20 protein-coding genes are annotated in these 22,727 nt (G+C 30.3%); 12 read left to right on the forward strand and 8 right to left on the reverse strand.

Features of this window, described 5'->3' with window-relative positions:
- Window positions 1–30: 30 nt before the first annotated feature.
- From BTO06_RS06855 to prmC, 5 genes are all read right to left on the reverse strand, one after another.
- Complete coding sequence (locus BTO06_RS06855; protein ID WP_232731533.1) at window positions 31–1,566, reverse strand: hypothetical protein; 1,536 nt, start codon at window positions 1,564–1,566, stop codon at window positions 31–33.
- A gap of 9 nt (window positions 1,567–1,575) precedes the next feature.
- A complete protein-coding gene (locus BTO06_RS06860) occupies window positions 1,576–2,193 on the reverse strand; it encodes an SPOR domain-containing protein (protein WP_100924588.1) in 618 nt (205 codons plus the stop codon).
- A gap of 185 nt (window positions 2,194–2,378) precedes the next feature.
- Entirely contained in the window at window positions 2,379–3,563 is a 1,185-nt protein-coding gene (locus tag BTO06_RS06865) for a THUMP-like domain-containing protein (RefSeq protein WP_100926733.1), read from the reverse strand.
- 795 nt (window positions 3,564–4,358) lie between these two features.
- Window positions 4,359–5,294, reverse strand: a complete 936-nt coding sequence (locus BTO06_RS06870) for a pentapeptide repeat-containing protein (protein ID WP_100924589.1) — start codon at window positions 5,292–5,294, stop codon at window positions 4,359–4,361.
- A 14-nt stretch (window positions 5,295–5,308) separates the two neighbouring features.
- On the reverse strand, window positions 5,309–6,157 hold the full coding sequence (gene prmC, locus BTO06_RS06875) for a peptide chain release factor N(5)-glutamine methyltransferase (protein WP_100924590.1): 849 nt from the start codon (window positions 6,155–6,157) through the stop codon (window positions 5,309–5,311).
- A gap of 51 nt (window positions 6,158–6,208) precedes the next feature.
- Here prmC and BTO06_RS06880 point away from each other — a divergent pair, with 51 nt between their 5' ends.
- The 8 genes from BTO06_RS06880 to BTO06_RS06915 all read left to right on the forward strand — a co-directional run bounded on the left by BTO06_RS06880 (window position 6,209) and on the right by BTO06_RS06915 (window position 13,773).
- Window positions 6,209–6,673 (forward strand): LEA type 2 family protein, encoded by a 465-nt coding sequence (locus BTO06_RS06880; RefSeq protein ID WP_100926734.1) that lies wholly within the window; start codon window positions 6,209–6,211, stop codon window positions 6,671–6,673.
- A gap of 3 nt (window positions 6,674–6,676) precedes the next feature.
- The gene (ribD, locus tag BTO06_RS06885) at window positions 6,677–7,717 is read left to right on the forward strand and encodes a bifunctional diaminohydroxyphosphoribosylaminopyrimidine deaminase/5-amino-6-(5-phosphoribosylamino)uracil reductase RibD (protein WP_100924591.1); all 1,041 of its coding nucleotides are present in this window, start codon (window positions 6,677–6,679) and stop codon (window positions 7,715–7,717) included.
- Complete coding sequence (locus tag BTO06_RS06890; RefSeq protein ID WP_100924592.1) at window positions 7,710–8,321, forward strand: HAD-IA family hydrolase; 612 nt, start codon at window positions 7,710–7,712, stop codon at window positions 8,319–8,321. Before ribD ends, BTO06_RS06890 begins: the two co-directional genes overlap by 8 nt.
- Complete coding sequence (locus BTO06_RS06895) at window positions 8,318–9,184, forward strand: EamA family transporter (protein WP_100924593.1); 867 nt, start codon at window positions 8,318–8,320, stop codon at window positions 9,182–9,184. The genes BTO06_RS06890 and BTO06_RS06895 overlap by 4 nt, the downstream gene beginning before the upstream one ends.
- 3 nt (window positions 9,185–9,187) lie before the next feature.
- On the forward strand, window positions 9,188–9,802 hold the full coding sequence (locus BTO06_RS06900) for an IMPACT family protein (protein WP_100924594.1): 615 nt from the start codon (window positions 9,188–9,190) through the stop codon (window positions 9,800–9,802).
- 39 nt (window positions 9,803–9,841) lie between these two features.
- Complete coding sequence (locus BTO06_RS06905; RefSeq protein WP_100924595.1) at window positions 9,842–11,197, forward strand: OmpP1/FadL family transporter; 1,356 nt, start codon at window positions 9,842–9,844, stop codon at window positions 11,195–11,197.
- 195 nt (window positions 11,198–11,392) lie between these two features.
- Complete coding sequence (rpsA, locus tag BTO06_RS06910) at window positions 11,393–13,165, forward strand: 30S ribosomal protein S1 (protein WP_100924596.1); 1,773 nt, start codon at window positions 11,393–11,395, stop codon at window positions 13,163–13,165.
- A gap of 164 nt (window positions 13,166–13,329) precedes the next feature.
- Complete coding sequence (locus tag BTO06_RS06915) at window positions 13,330–13,773, forward strand: hypothetical protein (RefSeq protein WP_157811764.1); 444 nt, start codon at window positions 13,330–13,332, stop codon at window positions 13,771–13,773.
- Between the two features lie 47 nt (window positions 13,774–13,820).
- Here the strand turns inward: BTO06_RS06915 and BTO06_RS06920 are convergent, their stop codons facing one another.
- Window positions 13,821–14,579 (reverse strand): CPBP family intramembrane glutamic endopeptidase, encoded by a 759-nt coding sequence (locus BTO06_RS06920; RefSeq protein ID WP_100924598.1) that lies wholly within the window; start codon window positions 14,577–14,579, stop codon window positions 13,821–13,823.
- Between the two features lie 2 nt (window positions 14,580–14,581).
- A complete protein-coding gene (locus BTO06_RS06925) occupies window positions 14,582–15,097 on the reverse strand; it encodes a zinc ribbon domain-containing protein (protein ID WP_100924599.1) in 516 nt (171 codons plus the stop codon).
- A 124-nt stretch (window positions 15,098–15,221) separates the two neighbouring features.
- On the opposite strand from BTO06_RS06925, the gene glmM reads away from it, so the two are divergent.
- The 4 genes from glmM (at window position 15,222) to BTO06_RS06945 (ending at window position 19,841) form a co-directional block, all read left to right on the forward strand.
- Entirely contained in the window at window positions 15,222–16,610 is a 1,389-nt protein-coding gene (gene glmM, locus BTO06_RS06930) for a phosphoglucosamine mutase (RefSeq protein ID WP_100924600.1), read from the forward strand.
- 124 nt (window positions 16,611–16,734) lie between these two features.
- Window positions 16,735–18,201, forward strand: coding sequence for an aminotransferase class V-fold PLP-dependent enzyme (locus BTO06_RS06935; protein WP_100926735.1), 1,467 nt, complete (start codon window positions 16,735–16,737; stop codon window positions 18,199–18,201).
- A 16-nt stretch (window positions 18,202–18,217) separates the two neighbouring features.
- A complete protein-coding gene (locus BTO06_RS06940; protein WP_100924601.1) occupies window positions 18,218–19,267 on the forward strand; it encodes a M14 family zinc carboxypeptidase in 1,050 nt (349 codons plus the stop codon).
- Between the two features lie 94 nt (window positions 19,268–19,361).
- Window positions 19,362–19,841: an Lrp/AsnC family transcriptional regulator gene (locus BTO06_RS06945; protein ID WP_100924602.1), complete on the forward strand. Its 480-nt coding sequence runs from the start codon at window positions 19,362–19,364 to the stop codon at window positions 19,839–19,841.
- Window positions 19,842–19,947: 106 nt separating this feature from the next.
- Here the strand turns inward: BTO06_RS06945 and BTO06_RS06950 are convergent, their stop codons facing one another.
- Complete coding sequence (locus tag BTO06_RS06950) at window positions 19,948–22,722, reverse strand: alpha-amylase family glycosyl hydrolase (protein ID WP_100924603.1); 2,775 nt, start codon at window positions 22,720–22,722, stop codon at window positions 19,948–19,950.
- Window positions 22,723–22,727: the final 5 nt, after the last annotated feature.

Raw genomic sequence — 22,727 nt, forward strand, 5'->3', positions numbered from 1 at the left:
CAAAGGGTACAAAGATAACTTAAATGAAATCTATTTTAAGGTTAAAAATGAGAGGTTGTAGGACAAACCAAAGTTAGCAAAGATATTGCTTAACGAACCACCTCTAGCTTTCACATAACCAATTCCACCTCTTAAGTTTAAAAAATTTGTTAGTTTTATATTAATTCCAGCACTTGGTTTAACAATTAAACCCTCACCTGTACTAATTCCACCACCTCCTGCAGCTCCACCCAATACTTGAGCGAAAATACTAAATCTATTATTAAAATAATTATTAGACTGAACACCTAACCCGACTATTCCTTCGGCATAAGCCCCTGCATCTCCAAAGTTTGCAAAGGAAGTTTGACCAGCTCCATAAATATATTTGTTAAAAAACACATTGATCTGTAACGAAATTTGATGCATATCTTGTTCAAATCCGCCATTACGACTTGCGTTTAAATACCAATCCTGCTTTAAGATGGTTTGAATTCCTTTGAATACAGCTTTATTTTGTGAACTATTTTCAGTTTGGATACCATCTTTTTCTACATAATATTTTAATCCGAAACCTAGGGTAGAAGATAGGAAGTGACTATCAGGGCTCATTAAATATCCTTTATTTATCGAAAAGTATAAATTATCATACACTTTTTGTTCTAAAGAAAGATCTGGATAAATTAAGAAGCCGCCTTTTGTATCAACTCCACCACCACCACCGGCACCAATTCCGAACTTAGCTTGAATATTCGTTCTGTTTTTATTCATTGATAAATGATAACCACCTCCAATGAAAATATCCATGTAACCTGCTGGTATTCCACTATAGGCACCATCTGCTTTTATAAAATAGAACCAGTCGTCACTTACATATGATGTAAATTCAAATCCTGCTAATCTCATTGTTCTACCATCCATAGAACTTCCATCTACAAATTTAGAATCACCTTTAACTGAGAGGTTATTAAGATGAACCATAGCGCTAATGCGGTGAGATTTTTTATCCCATTCTGTGTTTTTTAAACTTTCCGTGTCAAGTTCTAATTGTCTAGTATTAAAATTTGAATAATCATAATTTAGAGGGATTTGAAGAGACGCATAAACTTGATTACTTTTAATCTCACCTCCAGCGAAGAAATCAATATAACTCCATCCACCTGAAATTGAAAAGTATTTGAAATCATAACCTAGATTTATGTGCGGCAAAATGAATGCGCCACCTCCATCAGGAGCTGCGGCACCACCACCACCTCCGAAATGTAATCCAGCATCCACAAAAAGTTTTTTATAAATCTCTTTTTTAACTCCTACATTTAAACCAAGAGTAAAAAAACCACCACGTTCTCCACCAACGGCACCATAAAAACCAAGTCCAGCGTAGCTCCAGTTGTTTAGCATTACATTATAATGAATACCAGTGAAGTCCATATTTGCTTCATTTGCGTTTGGCATATCAATGGAAAGAAAATCTAATTGAGCAAAACTAATTTGACTTTTCTTTTCTAAATTTTCATTTTGAGCGTAAAAAAAATGAACGCTAAATGTTAGAACTAACAATAGCGCTCTTGGTATGTTATTTACCATTATTAATTTTTAATAAGGTTTATGAATTTCTTGTCTTTCTCCGTTTATGTAAGAAGCAACGAAGGCATCATCAAATCCTAATCTTAACAACTGACGTCTAAAATTTTGAGCTTCTTTCAATGTAGAGAATAAACCAATTGAATATCTTAAGTACTCTTCATTAGAGAGTGTACCCGCGATTGTTTTAGACAGTAAAGGATACTTTTTATTTGTAAAAGCTCCAATTTGAACCGAATAAACAATTTCGTTCTCAATATTTGTCTTGATTTTACTAATTTCACTTTCGGAACTATTTCCCTCATTTGCATCAACATCCAAGTCATCGTTGTAGTCACTATCTGCAGTTACATCAGCAATACTATCTAATATTCTTGTTGCTTCAGCTCTTTTAATTTCTGAGACTTCCAAATTACTGCCTGATTGATTTTGAGAAAAATAGACTGCAGCGGCAATTGAAACACCAGATAAAAAACTTAATAAGATATTTCTATTTCTTGCCGTACTTTTAACATCACCTAGCTCTTCTTCTTTTTCGGAAAGTTGGGTTTCTAAATCCTCATTTTTTGAATTAAGAATCTTTATTTGTTCCTGTAAGTCTTCGTATTCTTGATCATTTAAAAAAGGCATATGATTGGTCTATTTTAATAATTCTATTGAGCTAAAATACAAATCTTTTCGGAATAGGGAGGAAAATGTCTTTAAAAGGGGTTTGAAGCCTTGACTTTAATCAAGGCTTCACCGTGTTTCCCCCTTTAAACACTCTTAGTAGTTACTCTTCATAAAAGATGTAACCATTTCAAATATACTAAATTCTAATTAATTTTTTCACTGATAATCATGACTTTACTACCATTGTTAAGTGTAGTAAAAAATATATATATATTTCCACCGTCTGATAGTTTAGTTTCTTTTCTTACTTGAGCTACAGTTTTTGGGAAGTTTCTAACTGTAATATTTGCTTTTTTACTTGGTAAATGTTTTTTTATTTCCTTCTTATTGTATGGAATTACTTTTTCAATTAAAAAACTTCTACCTGGAAAATTAGTAAGTTTATCTGAAGTGTATAAATGTGAGTGTTGTTGAATTTTATTTACGTTAAATTTGTGAGTAACAATTTCAAAACCACCTGATTTCAATATCGCAGAATTAGGTTCGTATAAATACTTTAAAGGCATAGAGTATGAACCTGTTGAATTCTTTTCTAATAAATTAAACTCAAACTCTTCTATATTTGATTTTTTAATATTTATTGCAATTATTTTTGGATCATTAGAAAAGTTTTTTTCTAAAACGAATAATAATTCTTTAACTTCATTTTGAATAGCTACAATGTGTACTTCTTTTACGTATTTCAATTCTCTTATAGTTGAAGTAATGTCAAGAATTGGAGATACTTTTATAAGAATATTATTTGTTTTTAAAAATAAATTATCTAGTTCCTCTGGAACATTTGGTGCACAATCTTTTAAAAGGAAAACTTTGTTTTTTGAATCGTCTCTCCTAGATGGATCGATGTATACCCAGTCAAATTTAATTCCATTTTGCTCTACAAGAAACCTAATTCCATCTGTTGCTTTGGTTTCAATATTATTGACGCCTAACACATTATAATTACAAGCTACAATTTTGGATAAGTCAGAATTTATTTCACAATGAGTTACATGAGTTATTCTTTTTGAAAAATAAAAAGAGTCAATTCCAAAACCTCCAGTTAAGTCAATAAGAGATTCTCCTTTCACAATTTCGGATTTATATTTCGCTGTAATTTCAGAAGATGTTTGTTCTATTGAGATTTTAGGAGGATAATAAATGTTTTTGCATTGAAACCAAGTAGGTAATTTTCGCTCGCTTTTCTTTTTTGCAGTTATTTGATTAGCGAGCTCCTGAATAGTAATTTCGGAAAAAGGACTACCTTTAAATATGATTTTGGAGATATCTTGATTCAAGTTATAATCTATAAAATCTTGTACTTCAGTATTTAAAATTTTTGAATTCAAAAAAGAAAAAATTATTATCAAGTAACACCAAAAGTACTCATAATATTTAGGAATTCTTCGTCTACTTTTCAAACAAATCTTATCAATCAAAAAAACAGCAGTAATACTATTAATTACAAGCATTACTATTCAAACTCTATTTTATGTTTGTACTATCGGAGAATATGCGTTAATGACTCATGAAAATGCATTGGATTCATACCGATGTTAAAAGGAACTGATGAAGAATAATCATACATACAAATTACTAGAGTATAATTTTTTTATGATAAAGTTGAAATTGAATTAGATGTTGATTATGTGTTTGAATTAACGAATATATCACTAAAAACATATGGGTTTCCATCACTTCTAGTATCTAATATTCTTTGTAGAAAAAGCTATTATTACTCTTTATTTGAGATGTATAAGATTTCTTTTAAAGTTTTGATAATAATAAGTTTATAAACAAGAATAGGCGGAAATATAGAGGCAAAAGGAAAAGTGAATACAACTTCATCTTCATATAATATAGTGAATAGTGTAATTTCGGTTCATGCACCAAGAATTTTCGAGATTATAATTAACTTTTGAGGATGATATCCAATAAAATTTTGTAGGAAAATCGGTGATAAATTTCCAATGTTGTTAACTTATTATTTATTGAATTTTATACATGAATTTTGATTTAACAAAAGATAATTCCAATTTAGGAGTGTTTTTAATATCCAGAGTTACTGTTACAGTTAAGTAAAATCTTCAACCATTTTTGAAAGACATAAAAAAAGCGACTAAAAATCAGTCGCTTTTTGTTTATTATAATCCTTTAGCTTTAGTTATATCTGAGAGATTAAAACTAATATCATCAACTTCTGCATCTGTAAAATCTGCGCCAGATAATTCTTTAGCTTTGGTGAATTTAGCCCCTGTTAAATCGGCATTATGAAAAGAAGTATTTTTAGCTCTACCATTAGAAAATTGAACATTTTTCAAATTAGCGTAGGAAAAATCACCATTATCTAAGTTGGCCGTATTCAATTCACAGTTTTCTAAATTGGAATGTGATAAATTGATTCCGGATAAATATCTACCAGATAAATCTACGTTTCGTAAATCGCAATAAGAAAAATCTATATTATCAAATAACACACTCAATTCTGCATTTGTCATTTTTGAGTTGATTAAATAAATCAAAACTTGCGTACGTTCTGGGCTATAATAAACTGTGGTTTGTCCATCTTCGTCTAAATACCTGTATGGCTTTAAAACATTACATAGTGAGATAACTCTTCTTCTTGTTTTTGTTGAGTAACCGTCATCAATATCATCTAAAACTTGTGCTAATTGATAACTGTAGGAAGATCTTCTTGAGCCTTCAACTAGTAAGTTTTGCGTTTTAATTAGTTCATTTTGTTTTATTAAGATGTATAAAGAAACTAATGAAGGAAATATTGAAAATAAAAGCAGAATTACACTTAATAAACGTACTCTTACAAACCTTCTAACAAGAGAAGTTAACAAACTTGCTGAAGTATTCGGTGAAACCCTTTCTTGAGTGTGAAATTCTGTAAACCACTGATTGAAATTATTTTTTAGTGATGCACCAGCGAACATACTCCAAGTCCAAGACAATGTTTTCTTGGTTCGTTCTTGTTTACGTTTTTTTTTCTCTGAGGCTTTACTCATTTCATTTCGTAAAGCTTCGTTTTCCTTTTTTAATTTTTCTAACTCTTCTTGAAAATTATTTTCCATAAATAAGAATACTTTTAAAAATTAGCCTTTATCATTCTGTGGTTACCGAATAAATCACTCTTTAAAACTACATTTTTAAATCCTTTATCCAGTAACATTTGTTTTGTTTCTTTCCCTAAATATTGATTGATTTCAAAAAATAAAACTCCATTTTCATTCAAATTAGTTAAAGCAATATCTGCAATTCGTTTATAAAACAATAATGGATTATTATCATCTACAAATAACGCTAAATGAGGTTCATTATTTAAAACATTGTTTTTTATTTCATCTTTTTCGAGTTCTCTTACATAAGGAGGATTTGAAATAATAACATCAAACTTGTCATTAATAGTAGTATTAGAAAGAATATCGTGATGTATAAAATTTACATTGACTTTGTTTAGTTCGGCATTTTTCTTTGCAGTTTCCAGTGCTTTTTCAGAGATATCAAAAGCGGTAACCTTAGTAGTTGGTAATTCCTTTTGAATGGAAATAGCAATACACCCAGAACCAGTTCCAATGTCAAGAATAGAAAGTTTAGTTTTTTTATGTTCAACCGTTTCTTTTACCCAACTGACTAGTTCTTCGGTTTCTGGTCTTGGAATTAAAACATCAGAATTTACTTTAAATGTATATCCATAAAATTCTGTTTCTCCCAAAATATATTGAATAGGCTCTTCTTTTTTAAGTCTTTCTATAACAGATTTCAAAACAGTCATATTATCATCAGTGATTAAAAGATCTTGTTTAGTGAAAACATCTGTTAATTGTAAGTTTAGAGTATGCTCAATCGTTCTAAAGAAAAAAGCATCAATTTCAGTTTTAGGATATAAATTCGACAGTTCTTTGTTGAAAAATGTTCTGAAGTCTTTTAGCTTCATATAATCAATGTAAAAATGGTATTTTTGGCATTTCAAAAGTATAGAAAACAAATGAAGAACATACTATATCTTATTGTTATCTCTGTTTTTTTATTGAATTGTTCTGTTAAGAAGAAACCTACATTCATTAAAGTTGACGATATTCAGTTTTTGTCTTTGAAACGAGATACCATTTATTTACAAGCCAAAGCTTTTTTCAAAAATGAGAATGATATAGGAGGGAAGCTTTCAACAGATGAAATCAAGGTTTTTTTAGACGGTGCAGAAGTTGCAAATGTTTCTTCTGAAGAATTTAAAGTTCCTGCAAATCAAGAATTTTTTATTCCGTTAAGCGTCATTATTCCAGCTGACAAAGTATTTGATAAAAGTAAAGGAGGTCTTCTCGGTGGACTTATAAATACATTACTGAATAAGAAAGTGAATGTTCAGTTTAAAGGAAATATTAAATACAAAGTTTTAGGGTTTTCGAATACTTATATTGTTGACAAAACACAAGTAGTAAAAATTAAAATATAGCGATTGAGTTTTAATGAAAAATATATGCGACGTTGCCTGGAACTAGGCAAAAGAGGAATTGGAAGTACACGTCCAAATCCTTCAGTAGGAGCAGTAGTAGTGTATAACGACAAAATTATTGGTGAAGGTTTTACTAGTCCTTATGGGGGACCTCATGCGGAGGTAAACGCTATTCGCTCTGTAAAAGATGAATCATTATTTTCTAAATCTACTATTTATGTAACGTTAGAACCTTGTTCTCATTTTGGTAAAACACCACCTTGTTCCGATTTAATTATTTCAAAAGGAATAAGAAATGTTGTTATTGGAACGGTAGATACTCATAGTGTTGTGGCAGGAAAGGGTATTGAAAGATTAAAATCTAATGGATGCAATGTTGTTGTAGGAGTGTTAGAAGAAGCATGTAAAAAACATCACAAACGTTTTTTTGCAGTTCAAAATAAAAAAAGACCATTTGTAATTTTAAAATGGGCAGAAACAGCTAACGGATTTATCGCTCCAAAATATAGAGAAAGCCAAACACCTGTTTGGATTTCAAATGAATATGCAAAACAACTTGTTCATAAATGGAGATCAGAAGAACAGGCAATTTTAGTTGGAACAAATACTGTGTTAACAGATAATCCAAAGCTAAACGTTAGAAGCTGGACTGGTCAAAATCCGGTTCGAATAGTTTTAGATCGAACATTTAAGTTAAGTTCAGATTTATCTATTTATGATACAACAATAAAAACTATTATTGTAAGTCAGTTTGAACGAGAAAGTACAAACGAAAACTTAGTTTATGAAAGGATTAATTTCGAGTCTGATGTTCCAAAACAAATATTGGAAGTTTTATCAAAACATAAAATACAATCAGTAATTATTGAAGGTGGTGCAGTTACTTTACAATCTTTTATTGATGATAATCTTTGGGATGAGGCTCGAATTTTTATCGGGGATAATACTTTTGAAGACGGAATTAAGGCTCCGATTTTAAATGCTAAATTGGAAAAAGAAGAACAATTAACAAACAACACATTAAGGACGTTTATAAATGATTAAAAATATCATTTTTGATTTTGGTGATGTATTCATTAATTTAGATAAGAAGGCAACTTATAAAGAGTTGTATAAATTAGGAGTAGAGGAGATTTCTGAAAAAATGATACAAGTTTATTATGATTATGAAATGGGATTGATTTCAACGAAAGAGTTTGTAGGATATTTTCATAATGAATTTAAAATAGATAAAGAGAATCTTGTGAAGGCTTGGAATGCTATCTTATTAGATTTTCCATTAGATCGTTTAAAGTTTTTAAAGGAGCTAGCCGCTTCAAATAACTATCGATTATTTCTTTTAAGTAATACCAATGATTTACATATTTCTTGGATTCAGAATAATTGGGGAATGAATTTGTATCAAGAATTTAAAAACTCTTTTGAGCAATTTTATTTGTCACATGAAATTCACATGAGAAAACCAAATTCAGATATTTATGAGTTTGTTTTAAATGAGAATAAATTAGTTCCTGAACAAACAATTTTTATTGATGATACACTTGACAATACTGCTGCAGCTGAAAAATTAGGTATCAAAACTTGGACGATTGATAGAGTGAAGGAAAATGTTATTGATTTACTTAAAAGAGAGGAGTTTTTAGTATGATTTATTTAATTTTAAGTGTTTTAATTTCGAGTAGTTTATATGTAATATTTAAACTATTCGATATTTTTAAAATAAATACATTTCAAGCAATAGTTGTAAATTATGTTGTTGCTTTTATTATTGGTTATACGTATTCAGATGTAAAGGTTTCCATTACTTCAATCTCACAACAAGATTGGTTTTATGGTGCACTTTTTTTGGGGTTTTTATTTATAACAATTTTCAATGTTATGGCTATTACTTCGCAAAAAAACGGTCTATCAGTAGCTTCTGTTTCTGGTAGAATGGCTGTTGTTATTCCAATTATCTTTGGAATTGTATTGTATAACGAAAGTATTACATTAGTTAAAGTTATTGGAATATTATTGGCTTTAGTTGCCGTGTATTTAACTTCTGTGAAAAGTAATCACTCTCAGAGTTTTGAAGGAAGTTCGTTGGTACTACCTATTATGTTATTTTTAGGTTCAGGTGCGATTGATACGTTATTGAAGTACACAGAATTACATTTTGTCCCAGAAGAAAGTGTGTCTATTTTTTCTGCATACATTTTTGGAATTGCCTTTGTATTAGGAATTCTATTTTTAATCTACCAAATTTTGGTTAAAAGAGAAAAATTTGAAATGAAAAGTATCCTTGGCGGTATCGCCTTAGGAATTCCTAATTATTTTTCAATTGAGTTTTTAATACGAGCCTTAAAGATAGAGGGAATCGAAAGTTCTGTGCTTTTTACCATAAATAACGTGAGTATAGTTTTGTTGACTACTCTTTTTGGTTTGTTTTTGTTCAAAGAAAAATTAGAGAATAAGAATTGGATAGGTATATTGCTTGCAGTAATTAGTATTATTTTAATTACTAAGGATTAATAGATGGCAGAAAAAGACACTTACAAAACATTGGAAAAACCTTCGGAAGAAATACTATATAAAGATAGAAATAGTAAGTTTTTTAGTTATGCCTTTCCTGTTACAACCGAAGATGATATAAAAAAATGTTTGGATGAATTAAAAAAGAAACATCCGAATGCTGGTCATCATTGTTATGCATGGCAGCTAGGAACTGAGAAAGTTTCCTTTCGAGCGAATGACGACGGAGAACCAAGTAATTCGGCGGGAAAGCCAATCTATGGTCAAATTCAAGCTTTTGATATTACGAATGTTTTAATTGTTTCTGTTCGTTATTTTGGTGGGACAAAATTAGGGGTAGGTGGATTGATTAACGCTTACAGAACATCCGTAAAAATGGCTTTGGAGCAGTCTGAGATTATTCAAAAAACGATAGATATTCAATTTAAAGTAATTTTCGGTTACGATATGATGAACAAGGTTCAACAAGTAATTAAAAAGAATCAACTAGAAATTTTGAATCAAAAATTAGAATTAAATTGCCAATATATAATATCTGTTAGAAAGAAAGATGCAACGATTATTTTTGAAATGTTTACCAATATGTTTAAAGTGGAAATAAAAAAACTTGGTAAATAAATGATTTCTCATAGGTAACCCTAATTTATTTTTCATCATATGAAAGTAAAAATATCACATGTAGTTAGTCTCCTTTTAATTATAACATCGAGTAGTTTTGTACGTTCACAAAACTTTTTATACAATACTGAACAATTCGGTATACGAGGAGCTATGCTTGGTGGATCAATTACTGCAGGAGCAAATGATGAAAGTATGACATTTTATAATCCTGCAGGAATACATAAAGTGCCGTCTCAAGTAAGTATTTCTTTATTTCAACCTTCTGTAAGAACTTTTGGATTTAACAATTTTTGGGGAATAAATGAAAAAAGTGAAATAAATGAAAATTATGGTTTAAAACCATCTTTAATATCTTTCAAATTTAAATTAGATAAGTTAGATTTTGCCTTTATAAAAATTAGTAAAAGTCAGTTGTCCGATTCTTTTAATGCTAAAAGAGAAGAAATAAATAATACCATACTAAACACCCAGTATTTTGAATACGAATATAAAGGTGAAGATGATTGGTTTGGCGCAGGAACAAGTTTTAAAATTACTCCAGAAATATATGTAGGTGTTAGTCAATTCTTGAGTATTACTAATTTTGAATATAAAAATAGAGTAATCATAGAAGAACGAGATAGAGTCAATAATAATAACAATACAGATAGTTTTTTCAATTCTGAACAAACAAGTAGCTTTGATAATACAGGTTTTATAACAAAACTTGGCTTTTTATACGATACGGATCAACACGATATTGGATTAACTATAACAACTCCGAAATATCTAAGAATCTTAGAAGGAGGTTATTATACAAGAACACTAACCAATATAGACAATACTCAAAATATAGGAGAGCAAATTTTAGATAATAATCTTTCTCCAGCAATAAAAACTCCATGGGAGTTTTCTCTTGGGTATAGCTATTCGTTCAAAAAACAAAACAAATTATGGTTAAATGTTGATTATTATTCTGGCATTTCCGAATATAAAGTTGCTACTATAAGTTCTGGTTCTAGAAAAATCTCTTGGGTCAATGGAAATAAAGATGTTTTTAATATCGGAGTGGGTTATTCTCATGTGTTGAATGACAAGTTGGAACTATCAGGAGGTTTACGTACAAACAATTTTGCATATAAAAATAAACCAGTTACGGCCAAAGAATTAAGAAATACTATTTTGGATGGAAATCATATACATTTTGTAGTGGGTACTAGATTTAAATTCAAAAGACATAATGTTTTGCTAGGATTAGATTGGGGTACTCTATATGATACCCCAGATGAAATTGGATTTCAATATTTAAGAGATATTGGTAAGTTAACACCAAATTTAAAAGGGTTAACCAAACAAAATATAAGTGTTTTACTTACTTACAGATTTATCCTAGATGAATTAATAAAATTATAAAGGTATATTCTACAAATGTAAAATACTTAACTACAAAACATTTTAGGAAATTATAATAGTTTTTTATAAATTTGCACTCCTTTTTACGAGAACAGATTATAAAAAGGTTTAAATAATATTTTTAAGTTTAATATCTCTTGGCGTTGGTATCGTTAAAAATCTGACTAACAAAAAGATACAAAATTATTCTCAGACATGTCTGAAGAAATTAAAAAAGCTGCTGAAGCAGTAAACCCAGAAGAATTTTTAGCAAACTTTAACTGGCATAAATACGAAGAAGGTATTGATGAAGTTGATGAGTCTAAATTAAAAGAATTCGAAAAAGCTTTAGAAGGAACTGTTGGTTTCGTGAACGAGCGTGACGTTATTGAAGGTGTAGTTGTTCGTGTTACTGATCGTGATGCTATCATCGATATTAACTCTAAATCAGAAGGAGTTATTTCATTAAATGAATTCCGTTACAATCCTAATTTAGCTGTGGGTGACAAAGTAGAAGTATTAGTTGATAAAAGAGAAGACTCTTCTGGTCAATTAGTATTATCTCACAAAAAAGCACGTGTAATTAAAGCTTGGGATAGAGTTAACAATGCACACGAAACTGGAGAAATCGTTAACGGTTTTGTTAAGTGTAGAACTAGAGGTGGTATGATTGTAGATGTTTTCGGAATCGAAGCATTCTTGCCAGGATCTCAAATTGATGTTAAGCCTATCCGTGACTACGATCAATACGTTGAAAAAACTATGGAATTCAAGGTTGTTAAAATTAACCACGAATTTAAGAATGTAGTAGTTTCTCACAAAGCGTTAATTGAAGCTGACTTAGAGGAGCAAAAACGTGAAATTATCGGTCAATTAGAAAAAGGACAAGTATTAGAAGGAGTTGTAAAGAATGTAACTTCTTATGGTGTATTTGTTGATTTAGGAGGTGTTGACGGATTAATTCACATTACTGACTTATCTTGGTCTCGTATTAATCACCCAAGTGAAGTTGTTGAATTAGATCAAAAGTTAAACGTTGTTATTTTAGACTTTGATGATAACAAGTCTAGAATTCAGTTAGGATTAAAGCAATTATCTGCTCATCCATGGGAAGCGTTAGATTCTAACTTAAAAGTTGGAGATAAAGTAAAAGGTAAAGTTGTTGTTTTAGCTGATTATGGTGCGTTTGTTGAAGTTGAAGATGGTGTTGAAGGATTAATCCACGTATCTGAAATGTCTTGGTCTACTCACTTACGTTCAGCTCAAGATTTCGTACAAGTAGGAGACGAAGTAGAAGCTCAAATCTTAACTTTAGATAGAGAAGAGCGTAAGATGTCTTTAGGTATGAAACAATTACATCCAGATCCATGGACTGACATTACTACGAAGTACCCAGTAGGATCTACTCACGAAGGAACTGTTCGTAACTATACTAACTTTGGAGTATTCGTGGAATTAGAAGAAGGTATTGACGGATTAGTTTACATTTCTGATTTATCTTGGACTAAGAAAGTTAAGCATCCATCTGAATTTGTAACAGTAGGTGATAAATTAAAAGTTCAAGTATTAGAATTAGATGTTGAAAATCGTAAATTAAACCTAGGGCATAAGCAAACTCAAGAAAATCCTTGGGATGCTCACGAAGCTAAGTATACTATCGGATCTAAGTTTGAAGGTACAATTACTGCAAAGAATGATAAAGGAGCTACAGTTACTTTTGAAGACGGAATTGAAGCATTTGCACCTTCTCGTTTCTTAGAAAAAGAAGATGGTGGTAAATTAGCGAAAGGAGATACAGTTGAATTTATGGTAACTGAATTCAGTAAAGAGTATCGTAAGATTGTTGTTTCTCACACTTCTATATTCAGACAAGAAGAGCAAAGAAATGTAAAAGCTGCAGCTAAGAAAGCCCAAGAAAACGAAAAAACTACTTTAGGTGATATCGGTGGATTAGCTGAATTAAAGAAAAAAATGGAGCAAGGAAAATAATCCTCTCTTCATACGAAATATGAAACCACTACAATTTGTAGTGGTTTTTTTTTAAGAATATTTCTCGTATATATCTATTTCGCTTATATTGTTTAACTCAATGATGAAATATGATTTCATTTGGAATTGTATTTATCTCATAACTTAATTTAAAAATCTAAATAATGATGAAAAAAATTTTATGTATTGTAGCTTTAGTGGCTATTTCTTTTACAGCAAACGCTCAAGATGGTGATCTAAGAATTGGTGCCAATATCGGATTTACTACAGGGAATGGTAATTCTTCTTTTGTTATAGGGGGAGATGTTGATTATTTGTTTGATGTAGATACTAAATTCGAAGTTGGTGCAGCAACTGGTTTAGTGGTTATAACAACAGGTAATTCTATTATATTACCATTAGCTGGTGCGGGGCGATTCCACGCAACTAACAAAATTGATTTAGGGTTAGATATGGGATATGCCATTGGAATCAATAATGCTAGCAATGGTTTTTATTTTCGACCAATTTTTGAATATAAATTAGATAATAAGATATCGTTAAGAGCTTCTTATTCTGGTGTAGATTCAGGAGGATTCCTAAATGCAGGTGTAATGTTTAGACTTTAAGCATTAAATAATAATAAAAAAAGACGTTGATTTCCTAGCGTCTTTTTTTATATAATTTCAGTAATTTCTTTATGGTAATAGTAATAATCAGTCATTAGTACAATAGAGTTATGTACAAAATGAATTAACATTGGAATCCATAATGAATTATATTTATTTCTTAAATATCCCAGAAATAGTCCAAATGGGAAAATCCAAATAATTGAGATAAAAGATAAATGAACCAAAGCAAATAAAATTGCTGTCGCTATTATGGTTAGTTCAATTGAAATAATCTTAGAAAGTTGATTAAATAAGTACCCTCTAAAAGCTAGTTCTTCAAAAATTGGTGGGATTATAGCTATAAAAATAATACTCCAAAACAAGGGATACCCTGTATAAGTATATTGATAAATTAAATTAAGACTATCTTCAAAAAAAAGTAATTCGTTCAATCCACCAATTCCAAAGTAAATCAAATAAGAAAAGAGAATTGTTAGAGGTAGTAATTTTGTAAAGAAGCGCAAATTAATTTGAGGTATTTTAGAGAGAGAAATCATCTCGTTTAAATTATATGCACAAAACACAAGTACAATTCCAATAAAAATAGTCTCAACAATAATTTCTGTTATAATATTCTCTGGATATGTTAAGTAAATTACACTGGATAAACCTATATAACAGATTATAATCGTGTAAAAACCAATTATAGAGTTTAAAACTTCACGATTATACTCGTTTGTTTTTTTGTTTATTAAGTTGCCGCAATACTGACAGAAGTTATCCTGTGAACTAACTTCTTGCTTACATTTTTTGCAAAACTCCATTTTTAAAAAGAGTTATCTTCTTTATTCTTTGTTTCTAATGCTGAGTAAATACCTTTCCCTAAATACGAAATAATTATCACCTTCCAAATTATACCTTTTACCAAGGTAACAGGATCTATTATTGCATTAATTACGATTAGTGTTACATATAAGAATAGTCCAATTAATAGAGCTATAAGAGCTTTCTGTTCTGACCAAAAACCAAGGACTACATACATAAATGCAAAAAATAAGTTGATTCCTAAGTCTAAAACACTATTAGAATTACCGTGATTAATGATTCCAAAAAGAACCATCATTCCAGCTAAAACAAATAAAGTATTTCTAGCAGATGAAATTTTATTTTTTGCATCTATCTTTCTTTTTTTAGCTATTGCTCTTTTAGCAAAGAATTGCGCTCTTTCCTTATCAGTGCCGTTTTCAGGATGACCACAATGTGAACAGAATACCACATCTGACTGAATTGGTTTTTTACAAAAAGAACATAAACTTTCCTTGTAAGATATAATATTTTCCATAACTGATTTTTATATTTTAAGCCAAATATAAGTTTATTTAACTATTTATTTTCTTTGATTCCTTAGCATATATTTTCCGCCATATGAAAGAGAAATTTTATATTTGCCTAAATAATGAATTAAAATGACATTAATAAAATCCATATCTGGAATTAGAGGAACAATAGGTGGCGAAACAGGAGAGAATCTTACTCCAATTGATGCAGTTAAATTTGCAGCGGCCTATGGTACATTTATAAAAAATAAAAATCAAGGAAAGGAAAAAATAACAATCGTTTTAGGTAGAGATGCCCGTATTTCTGGTAAAATGATCAGTGGCTTGGTTTCAGATACTTTAATAGGGTTAGGAATTGATGTTATTAATTTAGGATTATCTACTACACCAACGGTTGAAGTAGCTGTGCCAATTGAAAAGGCTGATGGAGGAATTATTTTAACAGCTTCACATAATCCGAAACAATGGAATGCCCTGAAGTTATTGAATGAAAGAGGAGAATTTTTAAATGGTGAAGATGGAAAACAAATCTTAGCTATAGCTGAAAATGATGATTATAACTTTGCTGATGTTGATTCTTTAGGAACAGTTTCAGAGAATAATGAATATATAGCAAAGCATATCCATGAAGTTTTAGAGTTAGAGTTAGTAGATGTCGAAGCAATCAAAAACGCTAATTTAAAAGTTGTAGTTGATGGAGTTAATTCCACTGGTGGAATAGCAATTCCAGCTTTATTAAAGGAGCTGAATGTTGAGTGTGTTGAATTATATTGTGAGCCTAATGGTCACTTTCCACACAATCCAGAGCCTTTAAAAGAGCATTTAACTGATATTTCGGAATTAGTTGTGAAAGAAAAAGCGGATTTAGGAGTTGTTGTAGACCCTGATGTAGATCGTTTAGCATTAATTTGTGAAGATGGTTCTATGTTTGGGGAGGAATATACTTTAGTGGCTTGTGCTGATTATGTATTAGGTGAGTTGAAAGGTGGTAATACGGTTTCAAATTTATCTTCTTCAAGAGCTTTAAGAGATATTACTCAAGCTCATGGAGGGAAATATACGGCAAGTGCAGTAGGAGAGGTGAACGTTGTTCAAATGATGAAGGACACTAATACGGTAATTGGAGGTGAAGGAAATGGAGGAATTATTTATCCTAAATCACACTATGGAAGAGATTCTATAGTTGGAGTAGCATTATTTTTATCTCATTTAGCTAAAAAGAAAATTTCTTGTAAAGCTTTAAGAGATTCTTATCCTAGTTATTTTATGAGTAAGAATAAGATTCAACTAACACCGCAAATCAATGTTGACAATATTTTAGCAACAATGGCGGATAAGTACAAGAATGAAGATGTTAACACAATTGATGGTGTGAAGATTGATTTTGAGGAAGAATGGGTTCATTTACGTAAATCTAATACAGAGCCAATTATTAGAATTTATACAGAAGCTAAATGTCAAGAAAAAGCAGATAATTTGGCAGAACGCTTCATAACAGAAATAAAAGAAATTATTTAATTCATTCCCGCTTTTGTGCGGGAATTTTTATTACTATATCATTTTACTAGGGTGTTAAATATGAAACATGCTAGTAATTATTCAAAAAAATTACAGAAATTCGTATAACTAGAATTTGATGGACATGAGTTTAGAAAAATATTTCCAACAGTTTAGAAAAAACATCATCGGTATTGATCAAGAGTTTACAACTCCTTATGGTGTCAAAAAATTGATATATACCGATTGGACAGCAAGTGGACGATTATACAGGCCAATTGAGGAGAAATTAATAAATGAATTCGGACCATTTGTGGCGAATACACATACAGAAACTTCAACTTCAGGTGCGGCTATGACTTTAGCCTATCATGAAGCTAGAAACATTATAAAGCGTCATGTAAATGCTTCGAATGATGATGTGTTAATAACCGAAGGTTCTGGAATGACTGGTGTTGTAAATAAATTCCAACGAATTTTAGGGTTAAAGGTTTCTGAAAATCTTAAGGATTACACCGAGATTCCTGATGAAAAAAGACCAATAGTTTTTGTAAGTCACATGGAACATCACTCGAATCAAACATCTTGGTTAGAAACAATCGCTGATGTTGAAGTTGTTCCTTGTAATGAAGAAGGTTTGGTTTGTTTGGAAATATTTGAAGAAGTAATAAAAAAATATGAAAGCAGACCGATTAAAATAGCTTCGATTATAGGTGGTTCTAATGTTACTGGAATTAAAACCGATTATCATAAAGTAGCAGCATTAATTCATAAGTATAATGGACTTTGTTTTGTTGATTTTGCTTGTTCAGCTCCTTATGTAGATATAGATATGCATCCAGAAAACGAAGATGAATATTTAGATGCTGTATTCTTTTCTCCACATAAATTTCTAGGTGGTCCAGGTAGTTCTGGTGTTTTGATTTTTAATAAGAAATTATATAAAAATGTGATTCCTGATAATCCAGGAGGAGGAACGGTTACTTATACAAATCCCTGGGGAGAACATGATTATATTGATGATGTTGAAACTCGTGAGGATGGAGGTACACCAGCGTTTTTACAAACCATTCGTATTGCGTTATCAATGCAATTAAAAGATCAAATGGGAACTAAAAATATGAAAAATAGAGAAGATGAAATAAACGAGGTTATGTTTGATTGTTTAGATTCTTTGAAAGATGTACATATTTTAGCTCCTGATCACAGAGATAGGTTGAGTATTTTTTCATTTTACTTTGAAAAGTACCATTTTAATTTAGTTGTAAAACTATTAAATGATCGATTTGGAATTCAAACACGTGGAGGATGCTCATGTGCTGGTACGTACGGTCATTTCTTATTAAATGTAGATAAAGAAACTTCTAAATCCATTTCCAACCAAATTCTTGAAGGTTGTAATTTAGAAAAACCAGGTTGGGTACGATTATCTATTCATCCTACAATTACGAATAAAGAATTAGGTTTTATCTGTGATTCATTAGTTGAATTACGTCAAAATATTGAAGAATGGTCTTTGGATTATGATTACGATCCTATAAAAAATGATTACGTTCATAAATCGGTTGAAGCAGTTGAAAAGAAACTAGTTAAAGAATGGTTTTCATTTTAAAATGATATAACATTAAATGAGTTTACTAGATATAAATTTTTTAGAAAATAGCTATTCAGAAGTTAAAGAGAAACAGCTTTTCGGGAAATGGATTACTCTTGGTGATGTTCGCCCATTATATGATAAATTGGATGACTCTATTTCCAGGGAAGTTATTGGTAAGTCGGAACAGGGAAGAGACATTTTTAAATTAAAAATCGGGAATGGAAAAAAACGGATTTTAATTTGGAGTCAGATGCATGGAAATGAAAGTACTGGTACAAAAGCTATTTTTGATTTTTTAAATTTTTATAAATTATTTCCCGATAATGAGATTGTTCAAAGGATTGTTGAAAATTGCACTATCGAAATTGTACCAATGTTAAATCCTGATGGAGCACTGGCTTATACAAGAGTAAATTCAAATAATGTAGATTTAAATAGAGATGCTGTTGATCAAAAAGCTTGTGAAAGCAAAATTTTAAGGAAGGTATTAGATAGTTTCAATCCGAAGTTCTGTTTTAATTTACATGATCAACGAACAATATTTGGAGTAGAAGGAACTAGAAATCCTGCTACCATATCTTTTTTAGCTCCCTCAGAAGAAGTTACAAGGAAACTTACGAAAGGTAGAAAAGAAACGATGAATGTAATTGTTGCAATGAATGAATTATTACAACAAATAATACCTAATCACATTGGAAGATACACAGATGAATTTTACCCAACAGCAACGGGAGATAATTTTCAAAAATTAGGTCATAATACTATATTAATTGAAGCGGGTCATTTTCCTGATGATTACAAGAGGGAAAAAACAAGAAAGTTTAATTTTTATTCTTTATTACAAGGAATTTTTCATATTGCAGTGAGTAATAACTTCACAGAGCATGAATCTTATTTCTCAATTCCTAATAACGAGAAATCATTTTTAGATGTTATACATCGCAAACCAAATGGTAATGATATTGGTTTTTTATATAAAGATGAATTAATAGATAATCAACTTACTTCTAGATTACAAAAGGAGAAAACAGGTAATTTAGAAGAGTATTATGGTCACCACGAAATCGTTTTCGGACATTAAATTTTTATTAAATATTAAATTTTATACCGCTTGGTATTAGTGTTTACTAATAATAATTTATATTTTTGTCGAATACTATGAATAAAATTTAAAAATGAAGAAATTTGTATTAGATGAAATCGATCATCAAATTTTAGATATACTAATCGAAAATGCTCGAACTCCATTTACAGATATCGCTAAAAAGTTATTAGTGTCAGCAGGTACAATTCATGTACGTGTTAAGAAGATGGAGGATGAGGGAATTATTCAAGGATCTACATTAACGTTAGATTATGAAAAAATGGGATATTCGTTTATTGCACACGTAGGTATTTACTTAGAAAAGACTTCTATGACGCAGCACGTGATCGATAATTTACGTCATATTCCAAATGTTACTGTTGCTTATGTAACGGCTGGTAAGTATAATATTTTTTGTAAAGTTCGTGCGAAAGATACAAACAATGCAAAAGATATTATTTATCAAATTGATGAAATTCACGGTGTAAGTAGAACTGAAACTATGATTTCATTAGAAGAAAGCATCAACGATAAAAAGAGAATGATGCATGCTATATTTCAAGACTTTTAATGTGTAAAGTTAATAAATGTATAAAAAGAAAGGAGTAATATAAACTATTACTCCTTTTTTGTGGATAAGGTTCTCTTAATAAAGAGCCTTCAGTGTTTAATGGAATTTATTTCACCAGCAATTTAAGTGTGAATTGTTTTTCGTTCGTATTTCCTTTAACAAAATATAAGCCTCGAGATAAGCCTTCGATGTCGAAATTATTATTTTGATAATAACGTCCTTCAAAAGTCAAAACCTGTTTTCCTGAGATATCATATATAGTAACATTTTCTACTTCCTTGTTGAATTTGATAAAGGAGCTACTTGGATTAGGATAACATGTTAAATTATTATTATTTAGAATTATATCGCTATCAGATAGTGTTACTGCAGAACTAGCAAATATTTTAAATTCTCCTGGCTGTAGCAACATACTAGTATTTACATTAGTGACTTCCATAGTGGTATTTGCATCTAATAAATCATACCAAGTTCCAGTTTGTTGAAAACCTGGAATAGCGGCTTGTTCAGTGATTCCAAAATTACCGATTATTGTAACGTATTGTAAATCATCAGAACTATTATCGTTAGTTAAATGAATTGTTTTAATTCCAGTTGATGCATTTACATCTAAAGTAAAATTACTTGTTCTAAAAATATCTTCTTGCTTTTTTAATGCAATTAATTTTGCCCAAGTATCATATAAACTTTTTCTATTTGTATCATTTGCATATTCCCAACGAATTGGTTTGTTTCCAGTTCTTCCGTTAAAATCAATACTAACATCATAGCCTAACTCACCAAATTGCCAAATCATTTTTGGACCAGGAACCGTAAAATAAAATGCTCCAGCACCAGCTAATCTGTTTAAAGCTGTTGACAATTCTTGAGTGTCATAAAAAGCGTTCGAATTTCCAAAGTTTAAATTTCTATACATGATTCGTTCTTCATCATGACTTTCCATGTAGGAAATATTCGCAGGAGTTGTCCAACCTCTATTTTTATAATTAATCCATGAAAAATTAGATTTTCCATTGTCGTGATAACCCATATTAGTTTCACTATAATTAGGATTTAAATTACTCCACATCATAATTCCTTTACCTTCACTTAAGCGATAATTGACCCATTCTGTTTCTTCTTGATTTGTTCCAAGGTGTTCAAATATGACATAAAAATCATTATCAATTTCCCATTGATAATCTGCATATTCCTTTAAAACTGCAACACGGTCTGCCTGCATAGCACTTGTACAACTTTCATCTGATGCTGTACAGTTTTGAGTGAATCCTTTTGTTAAATCCCAACGGAAACCGTCTATTTTGTATTCTTCAATCCAATATTGAGTAGTTCTTTTTACATAATCTTTAGTTGCCTGTTGACTGTGATTAAAATCATTAAAAACGTTGAATGAATGCCGAGGAGTTTCATTGAAAAAAGGACTATCAGCAGAAGCTTGTCCTCCATAATTCCCATCGTCTGTATTCCACATTCTGTAGTAAGGATTTTGACCTGTAGCATGATTGTAAACTATATCTAAAATTACCGCAATTCCTCTTTTATGACACTCATCTACCAATTGTTTAAAAGCAGTCTTTGTTCCATAGTATTTATCTAATGCCATATGAAAAGAAGGATTATAACCCCAAGATTCATTTCCATCGAATTCACTTACTGGCATAAATTCGATAGCATTAATACCTAAATCTTGTAAATAATCTAATCTAGATTTAACAGCATCAAAACTATGTAAAGCATCAAAATCTCGAATTAATAATTCGTAAATTACTAAGTCAGTTTTAGCAGGTTTTACAAAATTTGTTACTTCCCAATTAAAAGGAGTATCACCAGTTCTAAATAAGGTGACAGCATGATTTGTTTTTTCTGTAGGATACGTTGGAAGATTTGGATAAGTTACAGCATCAATAAATTGATCATTACTTTCAGTTAAGACTATTGTAGAATAAGGATCTGCAACTTTTATTTCTGCATCAATTAGGTATTGATACATATGATTTGTTTGTGAGGATAAACCTGTTAACTCAATCCAAAATCTATCATTAGATGGATCCTTTTTCATTGAGTAATTATTATCTAATTGCCAGTCATTAAAATCACCAATAACATGAACAAACTCTTTACCTGGAGCATAAAATACTAAAGTTGCCGTAGTAGGATCTGTTTCATTTAAGTTTAATCCATCTTTAAGTCCGTCTGGTAAGGCTTCTTCAACAACAGTTGGCCTAACTATTACTTCAAACGAAACTGTTTTCTTATCTCCATCATTTGTAGCATCTAATTCAAAAGTAGTATTTTCTGTAACGTTAGCATTGTAACTATAATTAGTTATGCTATTTTTAGTATCAATTGAAGTATTATTAGCTTTTAAATTAAAATTAGCAACTAATGAAGAAGTCGCAGAAATAGAAACATTATCTCCTGAATTAATAATCGTAGAAGACGATACAGGTGTATTAAGTGTTAATTGGAATTTTCCAACTTCGAATAGTTTATCCTGAGACTTTTTATCACCGCTTCCATCTTTTGCTTTAACTAACATTCCAATTCTACCAATACCACTTCTATTGTAAAATGTAGTAGGAGTAAAGCTTATAGAGTATGTACCATCGCCATTATTTGTAAGCTTTTGTGCTTCATTTGAATTTGTCCAACTACCGTTTGTTGGTGAGTCTATAATATTGCCATCATTTGTATCATATGACCAAGACCATAAGTAAATATCGGTAACACCCCAAGATGCAGGATTGACATCAGATACAGTTATTGTAATTTGTTCGTCTTCGTTAAATGTACTAGGACTTACAGAAAACGTAACGTTTTGTTGTTGCCCAATTAAAATAGAGGGGATTAAAAATGATAAGAGTATAAAGATTTTTTTCATTTTCT

The sequence above is a fragment of the Tenacibaculum sp. SZ-18 genome (genome assembly GCF_002813915.1).
In the GTDB taxonomy this organism is placed as follows: Bacteria; Bacteroidota; Bacteroidia; order Flavobacteriales; family Flavobacteriaceae; genus Polaribacter.